Raw genomic sequence first — 15,752 nt, forward strand, 5'->3', positions numbered from 1 at the left:
AATTACTGACAAAAATTTGCTCAAATAAACTTCGAGTAATTTCTACCATCAATCAATGAAAATAATTTCGATCAATCAATCAGTAAAAATCCACACAAGTTGTTCTTCATAATCTCTTAATGATCTTTCTAACATCTCGTCAATGCTAGAAGCTGGACTTCGATAAACTTAACAACTTAACGCTTTGCGTTTCGTTCGTTTCCGTCTATCTCGTCGGTATGGTGCTCATTATAGGGCAATTTCTTACACGTGCAAGTGCTTTTCACTCACAAAGAACACGAGTGTTTTATTTTTATGCACCATTATGGTTCAAAAAACACACTTTACTTACATAAATACATGATATTTATTACAAATATCATGTAAAATATTTTTCCTATTTTGTGCGCTTAGTTTTTTACAGGTGCTGCTTTAATCACCACACTCTGTATAACTACTGGGTTTACAGGGACATTCTGGTGCATTCCATAGTTCGCAGTTGGAACTTTTACGATTTTATCGACGATATCCATACCTTTAGTGACCTTACCAAAAACAGCATATCCCGCATTCATTGCACTTTTATTGAGAAAGTCATTGTCTGCAACATTAATAAAGAACTGACTACTTGCTGAATCAGGATGATTCATCCGTGCCATTGCCAATGTGCCGCGCTTATTATTCAAGCCATTACTTGATTCATTCTTAATCGCCGCTTTTGTTGGTTTCTCCTGCATTTTGACATCCATGCCCCCACCCTGAACCATAAATCCAGGAATCACGCGATGAAAGATTGTACCGTTATAAAATTTTTCTTTTGCATAGCTTTCAAAGTTTTTTGCTGAGATAGGTGCCTTGTCATTGAATAGTTCAATTTCAATATTGCCTTGAGAGGTTTTCATTTCGACAATAGTATTGGCAGCAAAACTGCTTAAGCTCACACAGCCAAGTGCTACAGTAAATAAAATCTGTTTTAACATTTGCTAACTCTTCTGATTGATCTCGTACTTGTTATTGACTGTATATTAGTCTTTGATGATTAAAAAGTAATTATTCTGCCATTATTAAAACGAGAACAATGATGACGCAAATAATACCGTCGGACACTCCATTAACACATTTACCACCTTGGCAACTGCGTGGCGATGCTTTTATTTTAAATTATTGGCTCTCTCCGAGTTTTATCCAACAAGCGCAAATGTTCCGTTTAGCGACATCAGCTTTGGGTCGTGTGGTTCAGGTGTTATTGGTCCGATACCATGATTCGCCTGTGGGTCCTTATGACGAATTGCTGATTTTAGATCACCCTTTATGGAGTAAGAAAAGGTTAAGTTCGATACCTAAGATTTATGTTTCGACAGATATCTCTGTCATTCATGGCCAAAAACTCTGGGGTATTCCTAAAGAGTTGGCAAAGTTTGAATGGCAACAACATGACAATGAAGTGGTCTGTACTATAGAAGTTGAACAACAAAAGATGCAGATCCGTTTAAAAAAATCACGTTCACAGCGTTCTTTCTATATTAATAGTCATCATATCCCTGCAGCGATGTTGCAAATCAGACAAGCGTGGGAAGGTAAGCGCTATCAATTTTCACCGAAGTTTCGCGGACGGCTATCTAAACTGAAACAGGTAGAATGGCACAACACACAGGACATTTTTCCAAATTTTTCTGAAGCACGATTATTGCAAAGCTTTTATGTCCCAGAATTTAGCCTCGTTTTTCCTGCTGCAAAAATCCAAGATAAATAACCCAATAAATAAAAACCCAGTGTTTCACGTGAAACACTGGGTTTACTTTATATAAAGGAATGATTAGCTACGTTTATCCCAAAATTTACGGAACTTCGTACTGATCTCGATCACGTATTTTTTAGCTCGGTGCGAAACCGGGGTTAAATTGATAAAACCATGGGTTTGATCGGTATATTCTTGATAAAACACTTTCACCCCTTGCTGACGGAGTTTATGCGAATAAATTTCACCTTCGTCATGTAAAACGTCATGCCCTGCTGTCACGATATACGCGGGTGCGATACCTGCCAATTTTCCATAGGTTGGTGAAATTAATGGATCATCTAAGGCCACTGCATGTTGTTCTGCATATAAAGCCGTTACGACATCAATATCTTTTTCAGTCAGAACCAAACCATCTTTATAAGCATAGAAAGATGGGTGGCGACTTTTGAAATCCACCACAGGATAAATTAATAGCTGAGCTTGCGGGGCAAAAACTTTCTGAGCACTGCGCTGCGCAACCGCAGTAGCAATATTGCCGCCTGCACTATCCCCTGCCACCGCAATTCGATTTTTTAGAATTTTAAACTGACGACTATTTTGATAAGTCCAAGCCAAGGCATCTTCACAACTTTGCATTAATTGAGCTGGGCTGGCCTCTGGCGTGAGTGGATAATCAATACTTAAGACTTGTGCTTTGGCATGCACGGCCAATAAACGACAAACTTCATCATGCGTGTCTAAACCACCCACCACAAAACCACCACCATGATAGAACACGATCATCGGTAATTTTTTATTTGGAGCAGGATGATAATGACGCGCAAACAGCGTAGCACTTTGTAAAGGTAGACGTATATCTTGCACTTGTTTCACAAAGGTCGGCTTGGTCTTGATCGACTCCATCTGTAAATCAAATAATTTACGAGACTTCACATAGTCTTCGGTCACAAAGCCTGACTTACCTTGCTTGAGTTGAGCCGCCATCATGCATTTCACCAGCGGATCTAATTCTGGAAAAATAAACGGATAATCGAGACGTTTTGAGAGGCTTTCTTTGGCAAAGTTAGGAAGACGATCAAGTAACCGAGCAGCCGTACCTTGGCCTTTATCTTTCATATTTTTAAGTGATTCATTCAATGCAAACATGCTCTATCCTTCGAATTATGCTCTTCATACTTTCTACATGATCTAGGTCAAATGTGACCATATTCACATATAAGTCTCAACATCGACATACATAGTACAGACCTAGTTAAGCTAATCTTCTTTTATAGAGTTGTCATTGACAATTTACCCAAGTTTTATGGGTTGATTATGCTAACCCATTCTCGATAAAGGATACTCACCATGGCTAAAAAGATCATCCTTCTGTCTTTTGCGACTGCTTTTTTGGCTGTAGGCTGCGTAGCATTCCCTGAAGATGGTTACTACGATGGACGTTATGATCAACGTTATGACCGCCGTTATGATAATAATGATCGACGCTATGACAATCGTTATGATCGCCGTTATGACAGTCGTTATGAACAAGACCGCCGTACATGGGAACGTCAGCAACAACAACGTAATCGTTTAGAGCTCGAACGTAGAAAGCAGCAACTTGACCAGCGTAACTGGGAACAAAATCGTAAAAATCAACAAGAGTGGGATCGTCGTAAAAACGAACTCGAACGTCAACGTCTAGAACAACAGCGTAAATACTCTGAAGCTGAACGTCGTAAACGTGCTGAACAAGATCGTCAAAAAGTCAGCAAAGAGCGTCAGCGCTTAGAAGAACAGCGCCGTAAAGCCAGTCAAGATCGTAGAAAACAAATTGAGCAAGAGCGCAAAAAAAATATTCAAGATTTAAGAAAGGCATCAGATCAACAACGTAAAGCGGCTGAAGAACGTCGTCGCGCGTGGGAAAATCGCCGTTAATTGTTGTTTTTGCAGATCGGTTAAAAGTAAAAAGCTCATCTACATGATGGGCTTTTTTTTCATTCACTAAAAATAGAAAAGGTAAAAAAAGCAATAGAAAAAAAATAGACAGAAGAGGCATCCTATCTTCTGTCTATTCTTGACTGCCTGTTGTTACAGGTCAGAGAGCATTAAACAATCTTATTGCTGAACTGTAGGTTGCGGTGCAGGCGCAGATTGAACTTCAGCACCTTGAGCTGATGGATCTGCTTGAACCACAGCACCCGATTGCTCTGTCGTTACAGATGCTTCAGTTGCAGACGTTACTTGTGCGGTTTCTGGAGATTCTACAGTTTCTTGAGAAGTACAACCTACCGCAGCTAAACCGAAACCTAAAACTGCGACAGCGAATAAACCAATTTTTTTCATCTTCATTATTTCCTTCATTGAATCATTAAAAGCAAAGCTCAACTTTGCCCGAGTCATAATGGAAAATAATTCTGTGAAGTTCCCACCTTCTAAGTTGTACTTTGTACGAGACACGGTACAGCTTATGAAATGTTTTATTAATCAAGCAGTTTTCTTTTATATTGAGGCTTTACATCATTTATTTAACTCAAGTGCTTTGTTTTTTATTAATAAAATAAATATACATGGTTTTAAATCAAGCGTGATCTCAGCTTTTGAATACAACAAAGTCCAACAAAACTTGCAACTCAGTTACTTAAGTGGCTGTTTTTATAAATTTCATGCAAAAAAAAGCCTGCTTATGAGAGAAGCAGGCCATGAAAAACACATTTGAAATAAATTAAGAAACTACAGCGATAGAATCTGAAACAAAGAATACTGTGCTGATCATTTTTTGTGAAATATTTAATAAAACTGATACTAAGAGTTTTTATGTATAAATATTAACCACTATTTTTTGAGGCAAAAAAAATGCTGATTCTTGGGAAATCAGCATGGAAAAGTGTTTCTAAAATCTAGAGGTAGTCACCATATCCCTCTCTCCAGTGGATATGGTCACTTCCGATAGATAAATTATGCAAATTTTCAGGCACAAAGAGAAACCGTTAAAATTTATGATGAAAATCTATAAATCCGATCAAAATATGATTATACATTCAAATCAATAATTTATATTTTCATAGAATTTAATTTTGCAGTCGATATTTGGCTGAAAAACCATTTATTTGAATAAAAAATTGCATTTAATCGCTGACTTCGCTTGAATTTTTATACCCTGCCCCGATTTCTTTTATTAATCATGAATTCAAAACGCATGGCAGTTACGCATCGATGTCGTTTGAACGCACAGCTATAAGGACTGAACATGTTTAAGAACCCATTTAAACGGAGTAAATCAATGGCGACTGAGCAAAACCAAGACGCTCAAGATCTTCAACAAGAGCAAGCAGAACAGCAAACTCAAGCTGAAAACGAGCAAGCTGAAGTTTCAGTTGAAGATTTACAAGCACAAATCACCAATTTAGAAGAAAGCTTAAAACTTGAAAAAGCACGTACTGCAAATGCCGTATATGAAGCGCAAAAAAGTGTAGAGCGCATTCAACGCGAATCTGAAAAGCATAAAGATACTGTGCTGGAAAAATTTGCAAAACAATTACTTGAGTCAGTTGATAACCTTGAACGCGCGATTGCTGCGGCAGGTGATGAAAAATCAGGTTTATCTGAAGGTGTAGAACTTACACTGAAATCATTGCTCAGCACTTTAGAAAAATTTGGTGTGGTTGCTGTGGATACTGCAAATGGTTTCAATGCAGATCTTCATCAGGCTGTGGGCATCGATCCAAATGCCAAATCGAATGAAATTGGGACAGTATTGCAAAAAGGCTATAGTTTAAACGGTCGCCTATTACGCCCTGCTATGGTTATGGTTGGTGCATAAAGACAAATTTTATGAGACGAATTAAAAATTTTAACCAATATTACTTGAAAATTTTTGATTGGCTCTCATATCGGATAACAAGCGAAAACATCGTAAAAGAATTTTAGAGGAAACATCCAAATGGCGAAAATCATTGGTATTGACTTAGGTACTACAAACTCTTGCGTAGCAGTACTTGAAGGCGACAAAGTAAAAGTAATCGACAACGCTGAAGGCGCTCGTACAACCCCATCTATTATTGCGTATAAAGACGGCGAGATCCTTGTCGGTCAATCTGCTAAGCGTCAAGCAGTGACTAACCCTAAAAACACATTATTTGCAATCAAACGTTTGATCGGTCGTAAGTACCAAGACCAAGCTGTGCAAAAAGATATCGGCCTTGTACCTTACAAAATCATCAAAGCTGACAATGGCGATGCTTGGGTTGATGTAAACGACAAGAAACTTGCACCACAACAAATCTCTGCTGAAATCTTGAAAAAGATGAAAAAAACAGCTGAAGACTACCTTGGTGAAACAGTAACTGAAGCGGTAATTACTGTTCCTGCGTACTTTAACGATGCTCAACGTCAAGCGACTAAAGATGCAGGTAAAATTGCTGGTTTAGATGTTAAACGTATCATCAACGAACCAACAGCTGCTGCACTTGCGTTCGGTATGGACAAAAAAGAAGGCGACCGTAAAGTTGCGGTTTACGACTTAGGTGGTGGTACTTTCGACGTATCAATCATTGAAATCGCTGACCTTGATGGCGACCAACAAATCGAAGTGTTGTCTACAAACGGTGATACATTCCTTGGTGGTGAAGACTTCGATAATGCATTAATTGAATACTTGGTTGAAGAGTTCAAGAAAGAACAAAGCGTAAACTTGAAACAAGATCCGCTTGCACTTCAACGTTTAAAAGAAGCTGCTGAAAAAGCAAAAATCGAGCTTTCTTCTTCGAATGCAACAGAAATCAACCTTCCATACATCACAGCAGATGCGACTGGTCCTAAACACTTAGTGATCAACGTGACTCGCTCTAAACTTGAAGGTTTAGTTGCTGAATTGGTTGCTCGTACAATTGAACCATGTAAGATTGCACTTAAAGATGCAGGTCTTTCAACCTCTGACATCTCTGACGTAATCTTGGTGGGTGGTCAGTCTCGTATGCCACTTGTACAACAAAAAGTACAAGAGTTCTTCGGCCGTGAGCCACGTAAAGACGTGAACCCAGATGAAGCTGTAGCGATGGGTGCTGCGATTCAAGGTGCAGTACTTTCAGGTGATAAAACTGACGTACTTCTTCTTGACGTAACTCCGCTTACACTTGGTATTGAAACAATGGGTGGCGTGTTAACAGCGATCATTGAGAAAAACACGACGATTCCTGCGAAGAAATCTCAAGTGTTCTCAACTGCTGCAGACAACCAACCAGCTGTAGACATTTCAGTTTACCAAGGTGAACGTAAAATGGCTCAACAAAACAAATTGTTGGGTAACTTCCAATTGGGCGATATTCCACCTGCTCCACGTGGTGTACCACAAATTGAAGTATCATTTGACATCAACGCTGATGGTATCTTGAAAGTATCTGCAAAAGATAAGAGCACAGGTAAAGAGCAATCAATTCAAATTAAAGCTAACTCTGGTTTGAGCGATGCTGAAATTGAAGCGATGATCAAAGATGCTGAAGCGAATGCTGAAGAAGATCGTAAATTTGAAGAATTAGCGAAAGCACGTAACGAAGCTGATGCACTTGTTTCTTCTGCTCAAAAAGCAGTAAAAGATCTTGGTGAACAGGTAACTGCTGATGAGAAATCTGCAATCGATGCTGCTGTAGCTGAGCTCGAAGCAGCGACTAAAGAAAACGATGTAGATGCAATCAAAGCGAAAACTGAAGCACTTCAAAACATCATTATGCCGATCACTCAACGTGCTTATGAAGCTGCACAAGGTCAAGGCGGTGCTGAAGGTTTTGATCCTAACGCTTTCCAAGGCGCTGAAGGTCAAGCTCAAAAAGCAGATGACGGCGTTGTAGATGCTGAGTTCACTGAAGTGAAAGATGACAAAAAATAATTTGTCGCTTTAACTGAGTCTTTCAAAGCTCAAAAAGACCGCGCGAAAGCGCGGTTTTTTTTGTGGATGATTTTATCTGCATCAGGCAATATTCAAATAACACGCTAAAGTTCAAACAGCCACATTCTTCTCGACTGCCAATCTGTCTATACTTAGATTTGCATAGCGCTAAATTTCAGTTAAATTAATGCAAAATAATCAAGTTTTGCGACGCTATGCGTTTGATTTTAATTATTGTTGTCATCGTTTTGAGTACTTGGTGGATCTATCAAACCAAGCAGCATCCTCAACTGAAATTTAATTCAATTTCAGATCGACTTTTACACCCTCTCGATACCCGACTGCGTTATCGGGTTGCTGATGTCGATCCGCGTTTTGGATTAAGCCAGCAACAAGTCATTCAACTTAGCCAAGAAGCCGCAGAGATATGGCATAAAGGGACATTCAAACCGTTATTTATCTATGACCCAAATGCACAACTGGCGATCCATCTAATTTATGATGATCGCCAAGAACAATACAATGCCTATAAGCAAGTCCAAAAGACCTTAGCCGCAGATAAAGCCCGTAATGATTTATATGCCGAGAACTTAGCAAATTCGAGAAAAGGTCTGGAGATGAATGAGCAACAGCTCCGATCAAAACAAGCCATGATTCGTGCGGAAATCGCACAGCTGTCGCAAGAACGTATGAATTGGAGCCGAATAGAGCATGCACAAGGCCCCAATATGCAACGCGTTGAAAGAGAACTTGAGCAAGTTAAAGCACAAGCGATGCAATTAGACCAAGAAATAGATCGATTTAATCAGCAAAATGATCAATTTAACCAACAAGTCTTAAGCTATAACCAGCAAATCGATCAATATAATGCAGGCGTGATACAAGCCAGTCAGCGCTTTCCTGCTCGAGAGTTTCATAAAGGCGTTTTTATGGGGGATCAGATTCAGATTTATCAATTTGATGCCGAAGATGATTTACGCCTTACCCTTGCCCACGAACTCGGACATGCTCTCGGCTTATCTCACCATAATGACCCTGCTGCATTAATGTACCCAATCTTAGGCGCGCAACAATTAGAAAACTTTAAACTGATGCCAGCAGACCAAGGCTTACTATATTATCGTTAGAACACCCTGAGCAAAAAAAACCATACAATCTATAAGGATATTATAGGATTCACCAACAATAATTAGCATTTCATGTTATTGTTGATTTGCAATAATTCCCTTATATCAATGACATCTTACGTGGAGAGCAATGTGAGTTACTACCATATCTTAATTGAAGTGAATGACCACATCAGCACGATTGAACAAACCCGTGATATTGAGATTTTTGATATTACAGACATTCAACCTTATCTCCATGCGGTACTTTTACCCTTTTTTAATGAGCAATTAATTGAGCTCGAAGACGAAAATCTTGAGTTTAAAGATGTCTTGCATTTACAGGTCAAACAAACCCTATTGCCGATCCGTGACCTCATCGAAGAAGAACAACGCCTGCTTCCGAGTGATACCGATGTCACCATTACGGCATATGAAATTTTTAATAATTATCAATTGACTCAAGACGTGACTACCGTAATTTTAGATCTATTAGAAGCACTAAAATTTGAAGCCTAATATCGATTTTAAACATTAAAAAAGCCCTCTAAATGAGGGCTTTTTATGGCTCAATTCATCATCGCGATTAGATCGAGAATGAAGATCCACATCCACACGTGGTTGTCGCATTCGGGTTTTGAACCACAAATCGAGAACCTTCAAGACCTTCAATATAGTCGACTGTTGAACCAACTAAATATTGATAGCTCAGTGAATCAACCAACATCTTCACATCACCATTGATAAATTCAGCATCATCTTCGTTTTGGCTTTCAGCAAAATTAAACCCATATGAGAAACCTGAACAACCACCACCAGTCACATATACACGTAACATAAGGTCTTGATTACCTTCACTCTCACGCAATTGGCGTACTTTATTGGCAGCATTGTCAGTCAGCACAAGTGCTTGAGCATTCATGATGGATTCCTCTGAGTCATTGGGTGTCTTTTAAAAAGAAAAGACCATATTTCAAGTATAACATACTCAATATATGGTCAGTCTTCACAGTTTAAAGTTAAATCAGAGTATTTTTCTCAAGATTCATTTAAAACTTATTTATAGTTTTCTTCCTGTAATGCGCATTCGAAGTTTTTCGGATCTTGTTTACAGCGGAATTGCCATAATAGTTTCATCATTCGCTTGTCGTAGATACCACGTTTAGTCAAATCGATACGCGCTTCACGCATCATTTTTTGATAACCAGCTTTGTCTGCTGTTGGAACATCCATCCAATATTTGGCTGGAATTTCTGACTTCATTTTGCCTAATATCGTGAATGCACGAGGTAATTGTGTTTTGACCCAATCACGTGATTTTTGCCCATACCCCGCTGGGAATTTATCTGGGCGAATAATAATATTTCCCGTCACTTGTAAAATTGGATAATTGACAATTGCGCCTTTGCTGCCTAAACCTTTATGTAATTCTAATGGTTTGAACACAGCTGCAGGAGCACCAATAATATCCACCTGACCATTGTTAAATTTAGCGCCAAAATTGGTTACATCGGCACTGACCGCTTGAGCCCCGACCTGCTGCACCATAATTTTCTGTGCTTCATCGTAGTCAAGCACCGCAATTTTTTTACCTGCGGCTTTAGCGACAGTATTGATACTACGATCATTCACCAACAGGTAGGCATCACCAACAGGTATCACACCTGCCACTTCATATTTACTATTAACCATGCTCTTCGCAAATATTGGACTTGCAAGACCTTGCATAACTTTTACGGCCAATTTCAAATCTGGAATCGCACCAATGGCATCTAAAGAACCGGTAAAATTATTGAATTGGCGACCACGCATACCAGTAACACTAATCCCATCACATTTACCGGCTTTAAAATCTTCTGCAATCACCGCTTCATTTTGACCGACGCGGAGCTCAATGTCTGCGCCCCAGTTTTTTGCCGCCAATTGATAATCTTTCATCAGGGTAAAAACATCACCATTTTTACCGACCAAATCAAATACGCATACCACTTGCTTCGCTTGAGCTACGCCATTTACCGCTATTAATGCAGCAGCAACACTCAATGCCTTTGTCCATTGTTTCATACTGACTTTCCTTGTTTTTTACTGTTTTTGTTTTTAACCATTTTTTGAATTTTGGGTCATGCTGAGTTCGATTCAATTGACTCACAGCCCACGATTTGAATTTAGATTACCTGAATATTTTGCTCACTCAATGGCGAGAATGACCTGTAGATTTGCAAAAAAAAGTCTGGATAAATCCAGACTTTTTTCTTTAAATATCAGCTTATTCGCCGCCAAGTGAACATTCAAAATTGGCTTTATCGACAGAACAACGTGCCTTTTTCAAAACAGACATCATGCCTGCATCATAAATGCCACGCTTCGTCATATCCATACGACCTTCACGCAGTAATTTTTGATATTTGGTTTTATCTTCTGCACTTAAGTTCAGTTTATATTTCGCAGGAATACCCGCTTCTAGACGGTTAATCATCGCGATACTCTTCGGTAAGTGTTTCACAAACCAATCACGAGATTTTTGACCAAAGCCTGCAGGAAACTGATCAGGACGAATAATAAAGTCCGCAGTCACTTGTAAAACTGGGAAGTTAAACATCGCACCATTGGTACCTAAACCTTTATAGATCTCTAATGGTTTGTAGGCATATGCAGGCGCACCCACCATATCCACCTGACCATTATTAAACTTCGCCACAAAGTTAGATACATCTGAAATCACAGCTTGAGCGCCGACACGTTGCACCATGATTTTTTGTGCTTCGTCATAGCCTAAAACTGCAAACTTTTTACCTGCTGCTTTTTCAATTGAGTCAATTTTTTTGTCTTTGACAAAGATGAATGCTGAACCTAGTGGGGCAATACCCGCCACTTCGTATTTCTTACCACCTAGATTGCTGACCATTTTTGCAGCATTACGTTGGTCTAATGCAAAGGTAATCGCACGTTGTGCAATCGCATTGCTCGGTGCGCCACCCAGCGCATCAATAGAGCCTGCAAATTTATTGTACTGACGGGCACGCATCGCCGTCATAAATACACCGTCACATTTACCCGCTTTAAAGTCATTGTCAGCTACTGCTTCGTCTTGACGCGGAATTAAGTTAATTTCAGCACCCCAGCCTTTTGCTGCAAGCGCCCATTCCTGAGCCATTTGATATGACTCGCCTGACTTACCTAGTAAGTCAAATACACAGATATCTACTTTTGCTGCCTGAGCCGAACCAGCAAAGCCAATTGCAGCAAACGTAGCCAATGATAGGAGCGTTTTTTTCATTCTATTTTCCTTTCAAATCTTTTTATGGTTCAGAGGTGTCCTTACACAAGCCCGATATTAAGCAAGTTAATTTAAAAAAAATAGAGCATTTACTCCATTTATTTATGTCATTTTAGCATATTCTGTTTTTCTGTGATGTATATCACTTTTTATTCAAAGTGAAATTATAAATATAATCATCATCTTATCTTTCCAAAAATGGCTTTTCACATTTACAGCGATTGCATCAAAATTTACAAAGAAATACAGAAAAAAGCTTATTCACCCGCCACTGAACACTCAAAATTAGTTCGCTCAATCGTACAACGGGCTTTTTTCAGTACCGTCATCATAGTGGAGTCATAGATCCCTTGTTTGGTTAAATCCATCCGTCCTTCACGCAATATTTTCTGATACTTCAACTGATCATCTTTGCTGAGATTCATCTTATATTTGGCAGGAATTTCAGCTTCCATACGTTTCACCATGGCAAAACTTTTTGGTAATTGCTTAACAAACCATTGCCGAGAAGGTTCAGCAAAACCTTCTGGGAATTTATTATTACGAATAATCAGGTCTGCCGTGACATTCACCACAGGAAAATTCACCATCGCTCCGGTAGTGCCTAAGCCTTTTGAAATTTCGAGTGGCTTAAAGGCATAAGCTGGCGCAGCCACAATTTCAACTTCGGCCTGATTAAACTTGCGAATAAAATTAGAAATTTCCGACATCACTGGCACAGCGCCAACACGGTCGACCATCACTTTTTGCGCATAGTCATAATGCAAAATGGCAAATTTCTTACCTTCAGCTTTTTCTAAATTATTGATATTGCGATCACGGACAAAAATGTAGGCTGAACCAATTTGCCCGATCCCTGCCACTTCATAACTATCTTTACCTAGATTGCTAATCAGTCGTTTACTGTTCCGTTTATCTAAGACATAGGTAATGGCTTTTTGCGCGATGGTATTATTCGGTACACCGCCAATGGCATCAATCGAACCGGCAAATTTGTTATACGCACGTGCCCGCATCGAGGTCATATAAAACGCGTCACATTTCCCTTCTTTAAAATCTTTATCGACTTTGGATTCATCTTGATATGAAATCAGTTGAACTTGTGCTCCCCATGCCTTACTGGCCAGAGACCACTCTTCCATCAGCTTATAAGATTCCCCCGCTTTTCCAAGTAAATCGAACACACAAACCTTCTGATTGGCATAGCTTTGTGCAGACATCACACCTGAAAGAAGCGATAAAATTAAAATTCCTTTTCTCATTTCTTATATTCCCAATATGTTTTATTAATCCATTTAAAACAACAACTTGAAATATTTTTTTAATACTAAAGCCCGTTCAATATACCTAAATACGTGGAATCTGTCACATTTTTTCAGATGGTTGCGATGCTTTGTTTTTTCTTTTGCAAAGCCATCCATTAGAATAGCCCCACATTCTTCTTGTTTAGTTAGTTCCATGATTCAGTTAGACCAACTTTCCATTCGTCGCGGTGGGCGTGTTTTATTTCAAAAAGCATCTATGCAATTGCATCCAGGCTGGAAAATCGGCTTAACCGGTGTAAATGGTGCGGGTAAATCGACTCTTTTTTCTGCGCTTTTAGGTGGAATGGAATCTGATGGCGGCTCATTGACTCGTCCTGCGGTATGGACCGTCGCGCATATGGCACAAGAAATCAAAGCACTCGATATGAAAGCGATTGATTTCGTTCTATCAGGCGATGAAGAATATTGGGATATACAACATAAACTTGAACATCCAGAACAATTAGACAATGAAGCGTTGGCACACTTATATGGCCGATTTGATGAAATCCATGGCTATACAGCACCATCCAAAGCCTCACAACTGATGGCTGGTCTGGGTTTCTTTGAACATCAGTCGCAGCTCAATGTTTCAAGCTTTTCTGGTGGTTGGCGTATGCGTTTAAACCTTGCGCGTACCCTGATGAGCCGTTCCGACCTCTTATTACTCGATGAACCAACCAACCACTTAGACTTAGATGCGATTTTGTGGTTAGAAGATTGGTTAAAAGCTTACGAAGGTACACTAATCTTGATTTCACATGACCGTGATTTCTTAGATGCGGTGACTGATCATATTTTACATATCGAAAATCAAGAGCTGACACTTTACACCGGCAACTATTCGACCTTTGAACGCACCCGCTCTGAGCGCTTGGCACAACAACAACAAGCCTATGAAAAGCAGCTTGAAACCCGTGCGCATCTCCAAAAATTTATTGACCGTTTTAAAGCCAAAGCCACCAAAGCCAAACAGGCTCAAAGCCGTATTAAACAATTAGAACGCATGCAGGAACTTTCTGCCGCGCATGTCGATACACCATTTACCTTTAGTTTCCGTGAGCCAACCAAAATGAGCTCACCGCTGCTGCAAATGGAACATGTCGATATTGGCTATGGTGACAAACTGATTGCCACCAATGTGAATTTACAGATTACCCCAAACAGTCGCATTGGTTTACTGGGAATGAATGGTGCAGGTAAATCAACCTTAATTAAATCCTTGGTTGGAGACCTTCCCTTATTACAAGGGACACGCAAAGCCTCTGAACTGTTGAATATTGGCTATTTTGCGCAGCATCAAATGGATGCTCTAGATGGCAATGCCAGCCCGATGTTGCAATTATCTCGAATTGCTGACAAAAAAATCAGTGAAGCGGCATTACGTTCATTCTTAGGTAGCTTTGGTTTTAGTGGCGAACGCATGGATACGCCAAGTGAAGGCTTTTCAGGCGGTGAACGAGCACGATTAGCTTTGGCTTTGATTGTTTGGCAGCGCCCCAATGTTTTAATTCTAGATGAACCGACCAACCATTTAGACCTTGATATGCGTCATGCCCTAACAATGGCGCTGCAAGATTTTGAAGGTGCTGTGGTTTTGGTTTCACATGAACGTCAATTGATTGCCAGCGTTTGTGACGAATTATTGTTGGTACATCATGGAAAATGTCGTGAATTTGATGGCGACCTCGTGGCTTATGCCGATTGGCTGCGTCAAGCACGGATTGACATGATGAAAAATAGCCAACAAGCCCCTATTCCCATCAAATCTCAAGTTGAAACTAAACCGACGATTTCTAAAGTCGATAAAGAAGCGCAGCGTAAAGAAGCTGCACGTCAGCGTGAATTGACCCGCCCGATTCGTAAAAATATTGAAAAAAATGAAGCGCAAATCAGCAAAATTCAGCCACGCTTAAACGAAATCGAGGAATTATTAGCAGACAGTGCTTTATATGAAGCCAGTCGAAAAGATGACTTACTCAAACTAATGAATGAGCAAACAGAATTAAAAGCCAAACTTGAATCTGTCGAAGAGCAAATGCTTGAATTAATGATGGAATTAGAAGAAATGGAAAGTAGTTTTGAGGCTTAATTTAAAAAGCAAAACCCTAGATTTGCATTATTAAGAAAACCTAACTTAAGCTCAAAAAATCAATCGCCGTGAAATTTAAATGTTCCACGGCGATTTTTTATTTAAACTTCACAATAATAATCACACTATAAATCTAAAAAATATTTAAAAAATCGAATGTTCATATCCAACTGGTTATTGCATCGTTAAGGCATTTCTATTCGGAAAGAATCTAAAAATTCAGCGATCGCTTTTACCCTAATTTTGTAAATGAATTCAAAAAAATATACTTCACATCAAACTCATTACCACAGTTATCCACAAAAGCCATTTTTAAATTCAAATCTTAGTTTTAAATTCATTTTTTATTTTTTAAATTCAAAATATCGAACCACCTTTTTTATGGATAAA

15 protein-coding genes are annotated in these 15,752 nt (G+C 39.3%); 8 read left to right on the plus strand and 7 right to left on the minus strand.

The window, feature by feature from the left end:
- Positions 1-389 precede the first annotated feature (389 nt).
- Positions 390-959, minus strand: coding sequence for a peptidylprolyl isomerase (locus FTU62_RS15440; RefSeq protein ID WP_180103138.1), 570 nt, complete (start codon positions 957-959; stop codon positions 390-392).
- Positions 960-1,060: 101 nt separating this feature from the next.
- Here FTU62_RS15440 and FTU62_RS15445 point away from each other — a divergent pair, with 101 nt between their 5' ends.
- Positions 1,061-1,732 carry an acetoacetate decarboxylase family protein gene (locus tag FTU62_RS15445; protein WP_078194435.1) on the plus strand — a complete coding sequence of 224 codons (672 nt, stop codon included), beginning with the start codon at positions 1,061-1,063 and terminating at the stop codon, positions 1,730-1,732.
- A gap of 63 nt (positions 1,733-1,795) precedes the next feature.
- On the opposite strand, the gene FTU62_RS15450 is transcribed toward FTU62_RS15445, so the two are convergent.
- Positions 1,796-2,866: an alpha/beta hydrolase gene (locus FTU62_RS15450; protein WP_180095110.1), complete on the minus strand. Its 1,071-nt coding sequence runs from the start codon at positions 2,864-2,866 to the stop codon at positions 1,796-1,798.
- Positions 2,867-3,067: 201 nt separating this feature from the next.
- Here FTU62_RS15450 and FTU62_RS15455 point away from each other — a divergent pair, with 201 nt between their 5' ends.
- Positions 3,068-3,637 carry a hypothetical protein gene (locus tag FTU62_RS15455; RefSeq protein WP_168379529.1) on the plus strand — a complete coding sequence of 190 codons (570 nt, stop codon included), beginning with the start codon at positions 3,068-3,070 and terminating at the stop codon, positions 3,635-3,637.
- Positions 3,638-3,817: 180 nt separating this feature from the next.
- On the opposite strand, the gene FTU62_RS15460 is transcribed toward FTU62_RS15455, so the two are convergent.
- Positions 3,818-4,045 (minus strand): hypothetical protein, encoded by a 228-nt coding sequence (locus tag FTU62_RS15460; protein ID WP_228144800.1) that lies wholly within the window; start codon positions 4,043-4,045, stop codon positions 3,818-3,820.
- A 58-nt stretch (positions 4,046-4,103) separates the two neighbouring features.
- Between FTU62_RS15460 and FTU62_RS15465 the strand changes: the two genes are divergently transcribed.
- The 5 genes from FTU62_RS15465 (at position 4,104) to FTU62_RS15485 (ending at position 9,208) form a co-directional block, all read left to right on the plus strand.
- Positions 4,104-4,418: a hypothetical protein gene (locus tag FTU62_RS15465; RefSeq protein WP_180103139.1), complete on the plus strand. Its 315-nt coding sequence runs from the start codon at positions 4,104-4,106 to the stop codon at positions 4,416-4,418.
- A 564-nt stretch (positions 4,419-4,982) separates the two neighbouring features.
- A complete protein-coding gene (gene grpE / locus FTU62_RS15470) occupies positions 4,983-5,522 on the plus strand; it encodes a nucleotide exchange factor GrpE (protein WP_111885723.1) in 540 nt (179 codons plus the stop codon).
- Positions 5,523-5,642: 120 nt separating this feature from the next.
- Positions 5,643-7,583, plus strand: a complete 1,941-nt coding sequence (gene dnaK, locus FTU62_RS15475; protein WP_078194438.1) for a molecular chaperone DnaK — start codon at positions 5,643-5,645, stop codon at positions 7,581-7,583.
- A gap of 215 nt (positions 7,584-7,798) precedes the next feature.
- On the plus strand, positions 7,799-8,710 hold the full coding sequence (locus FTU62_RS15480) for a matrixin family metalloprotease (protein WP_180103140.1): 912 nt from the start codon (positions 7,799-7,801) through the stop codon (positions 8,708-8,710).
- A 120-nt stretch (positions 8,711-8,830) separates the two neighbouring features.
- Positions 8,831-9,208: a hypothetical protein gene (locus FTU62_RS15485; protein WP_171263823.1), complete on the plus strand. Its 378-nt coding sequence runs from the start codon at positions 8,831-8,833 to the stop codon at positions 9,206-9,208.
- A gap of 67 nt (positions 9,209-9,275) precedes the next feature.
- Here FTU62_RS15485 and erpA read toward each other — a convergent pair whose 3' ends face one another.
- From erpA to FTU62_RS15505, 4 genes are all read right to left on the minus strand, one after another.
- Entirely contained in the window at positions 9,276-9,611 is a 336-nt protein-coding gene (gene erpA, locus FTU62_RS15490) for an iron-sulfur cluster insertion protein ErpA (protein WP_078194440.1), read from the minus strand.
- A gap of 134 nt (positions 9,612-9,745) precedes the next feature.
- Complete coding sequence (locus FTU62_RS15495) at positions 9,746-10,753, minus strand: putative solute-binding protein (RefSeq protein WP_180103141.1); 1,008 nt, start codon at positions 10,751-10,753, stop codon at positions 9,746-9,748.
- A 202-nt stretch (positions 10,754-10,955) separates the two neighbouring features.
- Entirely contained in the window at positions 10,956-11,966 is a 1,011-nt protein-coding gene (locus FTU62_RS15500; protein ID WP_078194442.1) for a putative solute-binding protein, read from the minus strand.
- 257 nt (positions 11,967-12,223) lie between these two features.
- Positions 12,224-13,228 carry a putative solute-binding protein gene (locus FTU62_RS15505; RefSeq protein WP_078194443.1) on the minus strand — a complete coding sequence of 335 codons (1,005 nt, stop codon included), beginning with the start codon at positions 13,226-13,228 and terminating at the stop codon, positions 12,224-12,226.
- 196 nt (positions 13,229-13,424) lie between these two features.
- Here FTU62_RS15505 and FTU62_RS15510 point away from each other — a divergent pair, with 196 nt between their 5' ends.
- On the plus strand, positions 13,425-15,362 hold the full coding sequence (locus tag FTU62_RS15510; protein WP_180086020.1) for an ATP-binding cassette domain-containing protein: 1,938 nt from the start codon (positions 13,425-13,427) through the stop codon (positions 15,360-15,362).
- The last annotated feature ends 390 nt before the right edge of the window (positions 15,363-15,752 follow it).

The sequence above is a fragment of the Acinetobacter sp. YH12126 genome, from assembly GCF_013418745.1.
Taxonomy (GTDB): domain Bacteria; phylum Pseudomonadota; class Gammaproteobacteria; order Pseudomonadales; family Moraxellaceae; genus Acinetobacter; species Acinetobacter amyesii.

What these genes read in the sequence shown, in the direction of transcription:
- FTU62_RS15480 (WP_180103140.1), top strand. Translation starts at nt 7,799, where the DNA reads ATGCGTTTGATTTTAATTATTGTTGTCATCGTTTTGAGTACTTGGTGG.
- FTU62_RS15495 (WP_180103141.1), bottom strand. Translation starts at nt 10,753, where the DNA reads ATGAAACAATGGACAAAGGCATTGAGTGTTGCTGCTGCATTAATAGCG.
- FTU62_RS15450 (WP_180095110.1), bottom strand. Translation starts at nt 2,866, where the DNA reads ATGTTTGCATTGAATGAATCACTTAAAAATATGAAAGATAAAGGCCAA.
- FTU62_RS15465 (WP_180103139.1), top strand. Translation starts at nt 4,104, where the DNA reads ATGGAAAATAATTCTGTGAAGTTCCCACCTTCTAAGTTGTACTTTGTA.
- FTU62_RS15440 (WP_180103138.1), bottom strand. Translation starts at nt 959, where the DNA reads ATGTTAAAACAGATTTTATTTACTGTAGCACTTGGCTGTGTGAGCTTA.
- grpE (WP_111885723.1), top strand. Translation starts at nt 4,983, where the DNA reads ATGGCGACTGAGCAAAACCAAGACGCTCAAGATCTTCAACAAGAGCAA.
- FTU62_RS15505 (WP_078194443.1), bottom strand. Translation starts at nt 13,228, where the DNA reads ATGAGAAAAGGAATTTTAATTTTATCGCTTCTTTCAGGTGTGATGTCT.
- FTU62_RS15455 (WP_168379529.1), top strand. Translation starts at nt 3,068, where the DNA reads ATGGCTAAAAAGATCATCCTTCTGTCTTTTGCGACTGCTTTTTTGGCT.
- FTU62_RS15445 (WP_078194435.1), top strand. Translation starts at nt 1,061, where the DNA reads ATGACGCAAATAATACCGTCGGACACTCCATTAACACATTTACCACCT.
- FTU62_RS15500 (WP_078194442.1), bottom strand. Translation starts at nt 11,966, where the DNA reads ATGAAAAAAACGCTCCTATCATTGGCTACGTTTGCTGCAATTGGCTTT.
- FTU62_RS15460 (WP_228144800.1), bottom strand. Translation starts at nt 4,045, where the DNA reads ATGAAAAAAATTGGTTTATTCGCTGTCGCAGTTTTAGGTTTCGGTTTA.
- dnaK (WP_078194438.1), top strand. Translation starts at nt 5,643, where the DNA reads ATGGCGAAAATCATTGGTATTGACTTAGGTACTACAAACTCTTGCGTA.
- FTU62_RS15510 (WP_180086020.1), top strand. Translation starts at nt 13,425, where the DNA reads ATGATTCAGTTAGACCAACTTTCCATTCGTCGCGGTGGGCGTGTTTTA.
- erpA (WP_078194440.1), bottom strand. Translation starts at nt 9,611, where the DNA reads ATGAATGCTCAAGCACTTGTGCTGACTGACAATGCTGCCAATAAAGTA.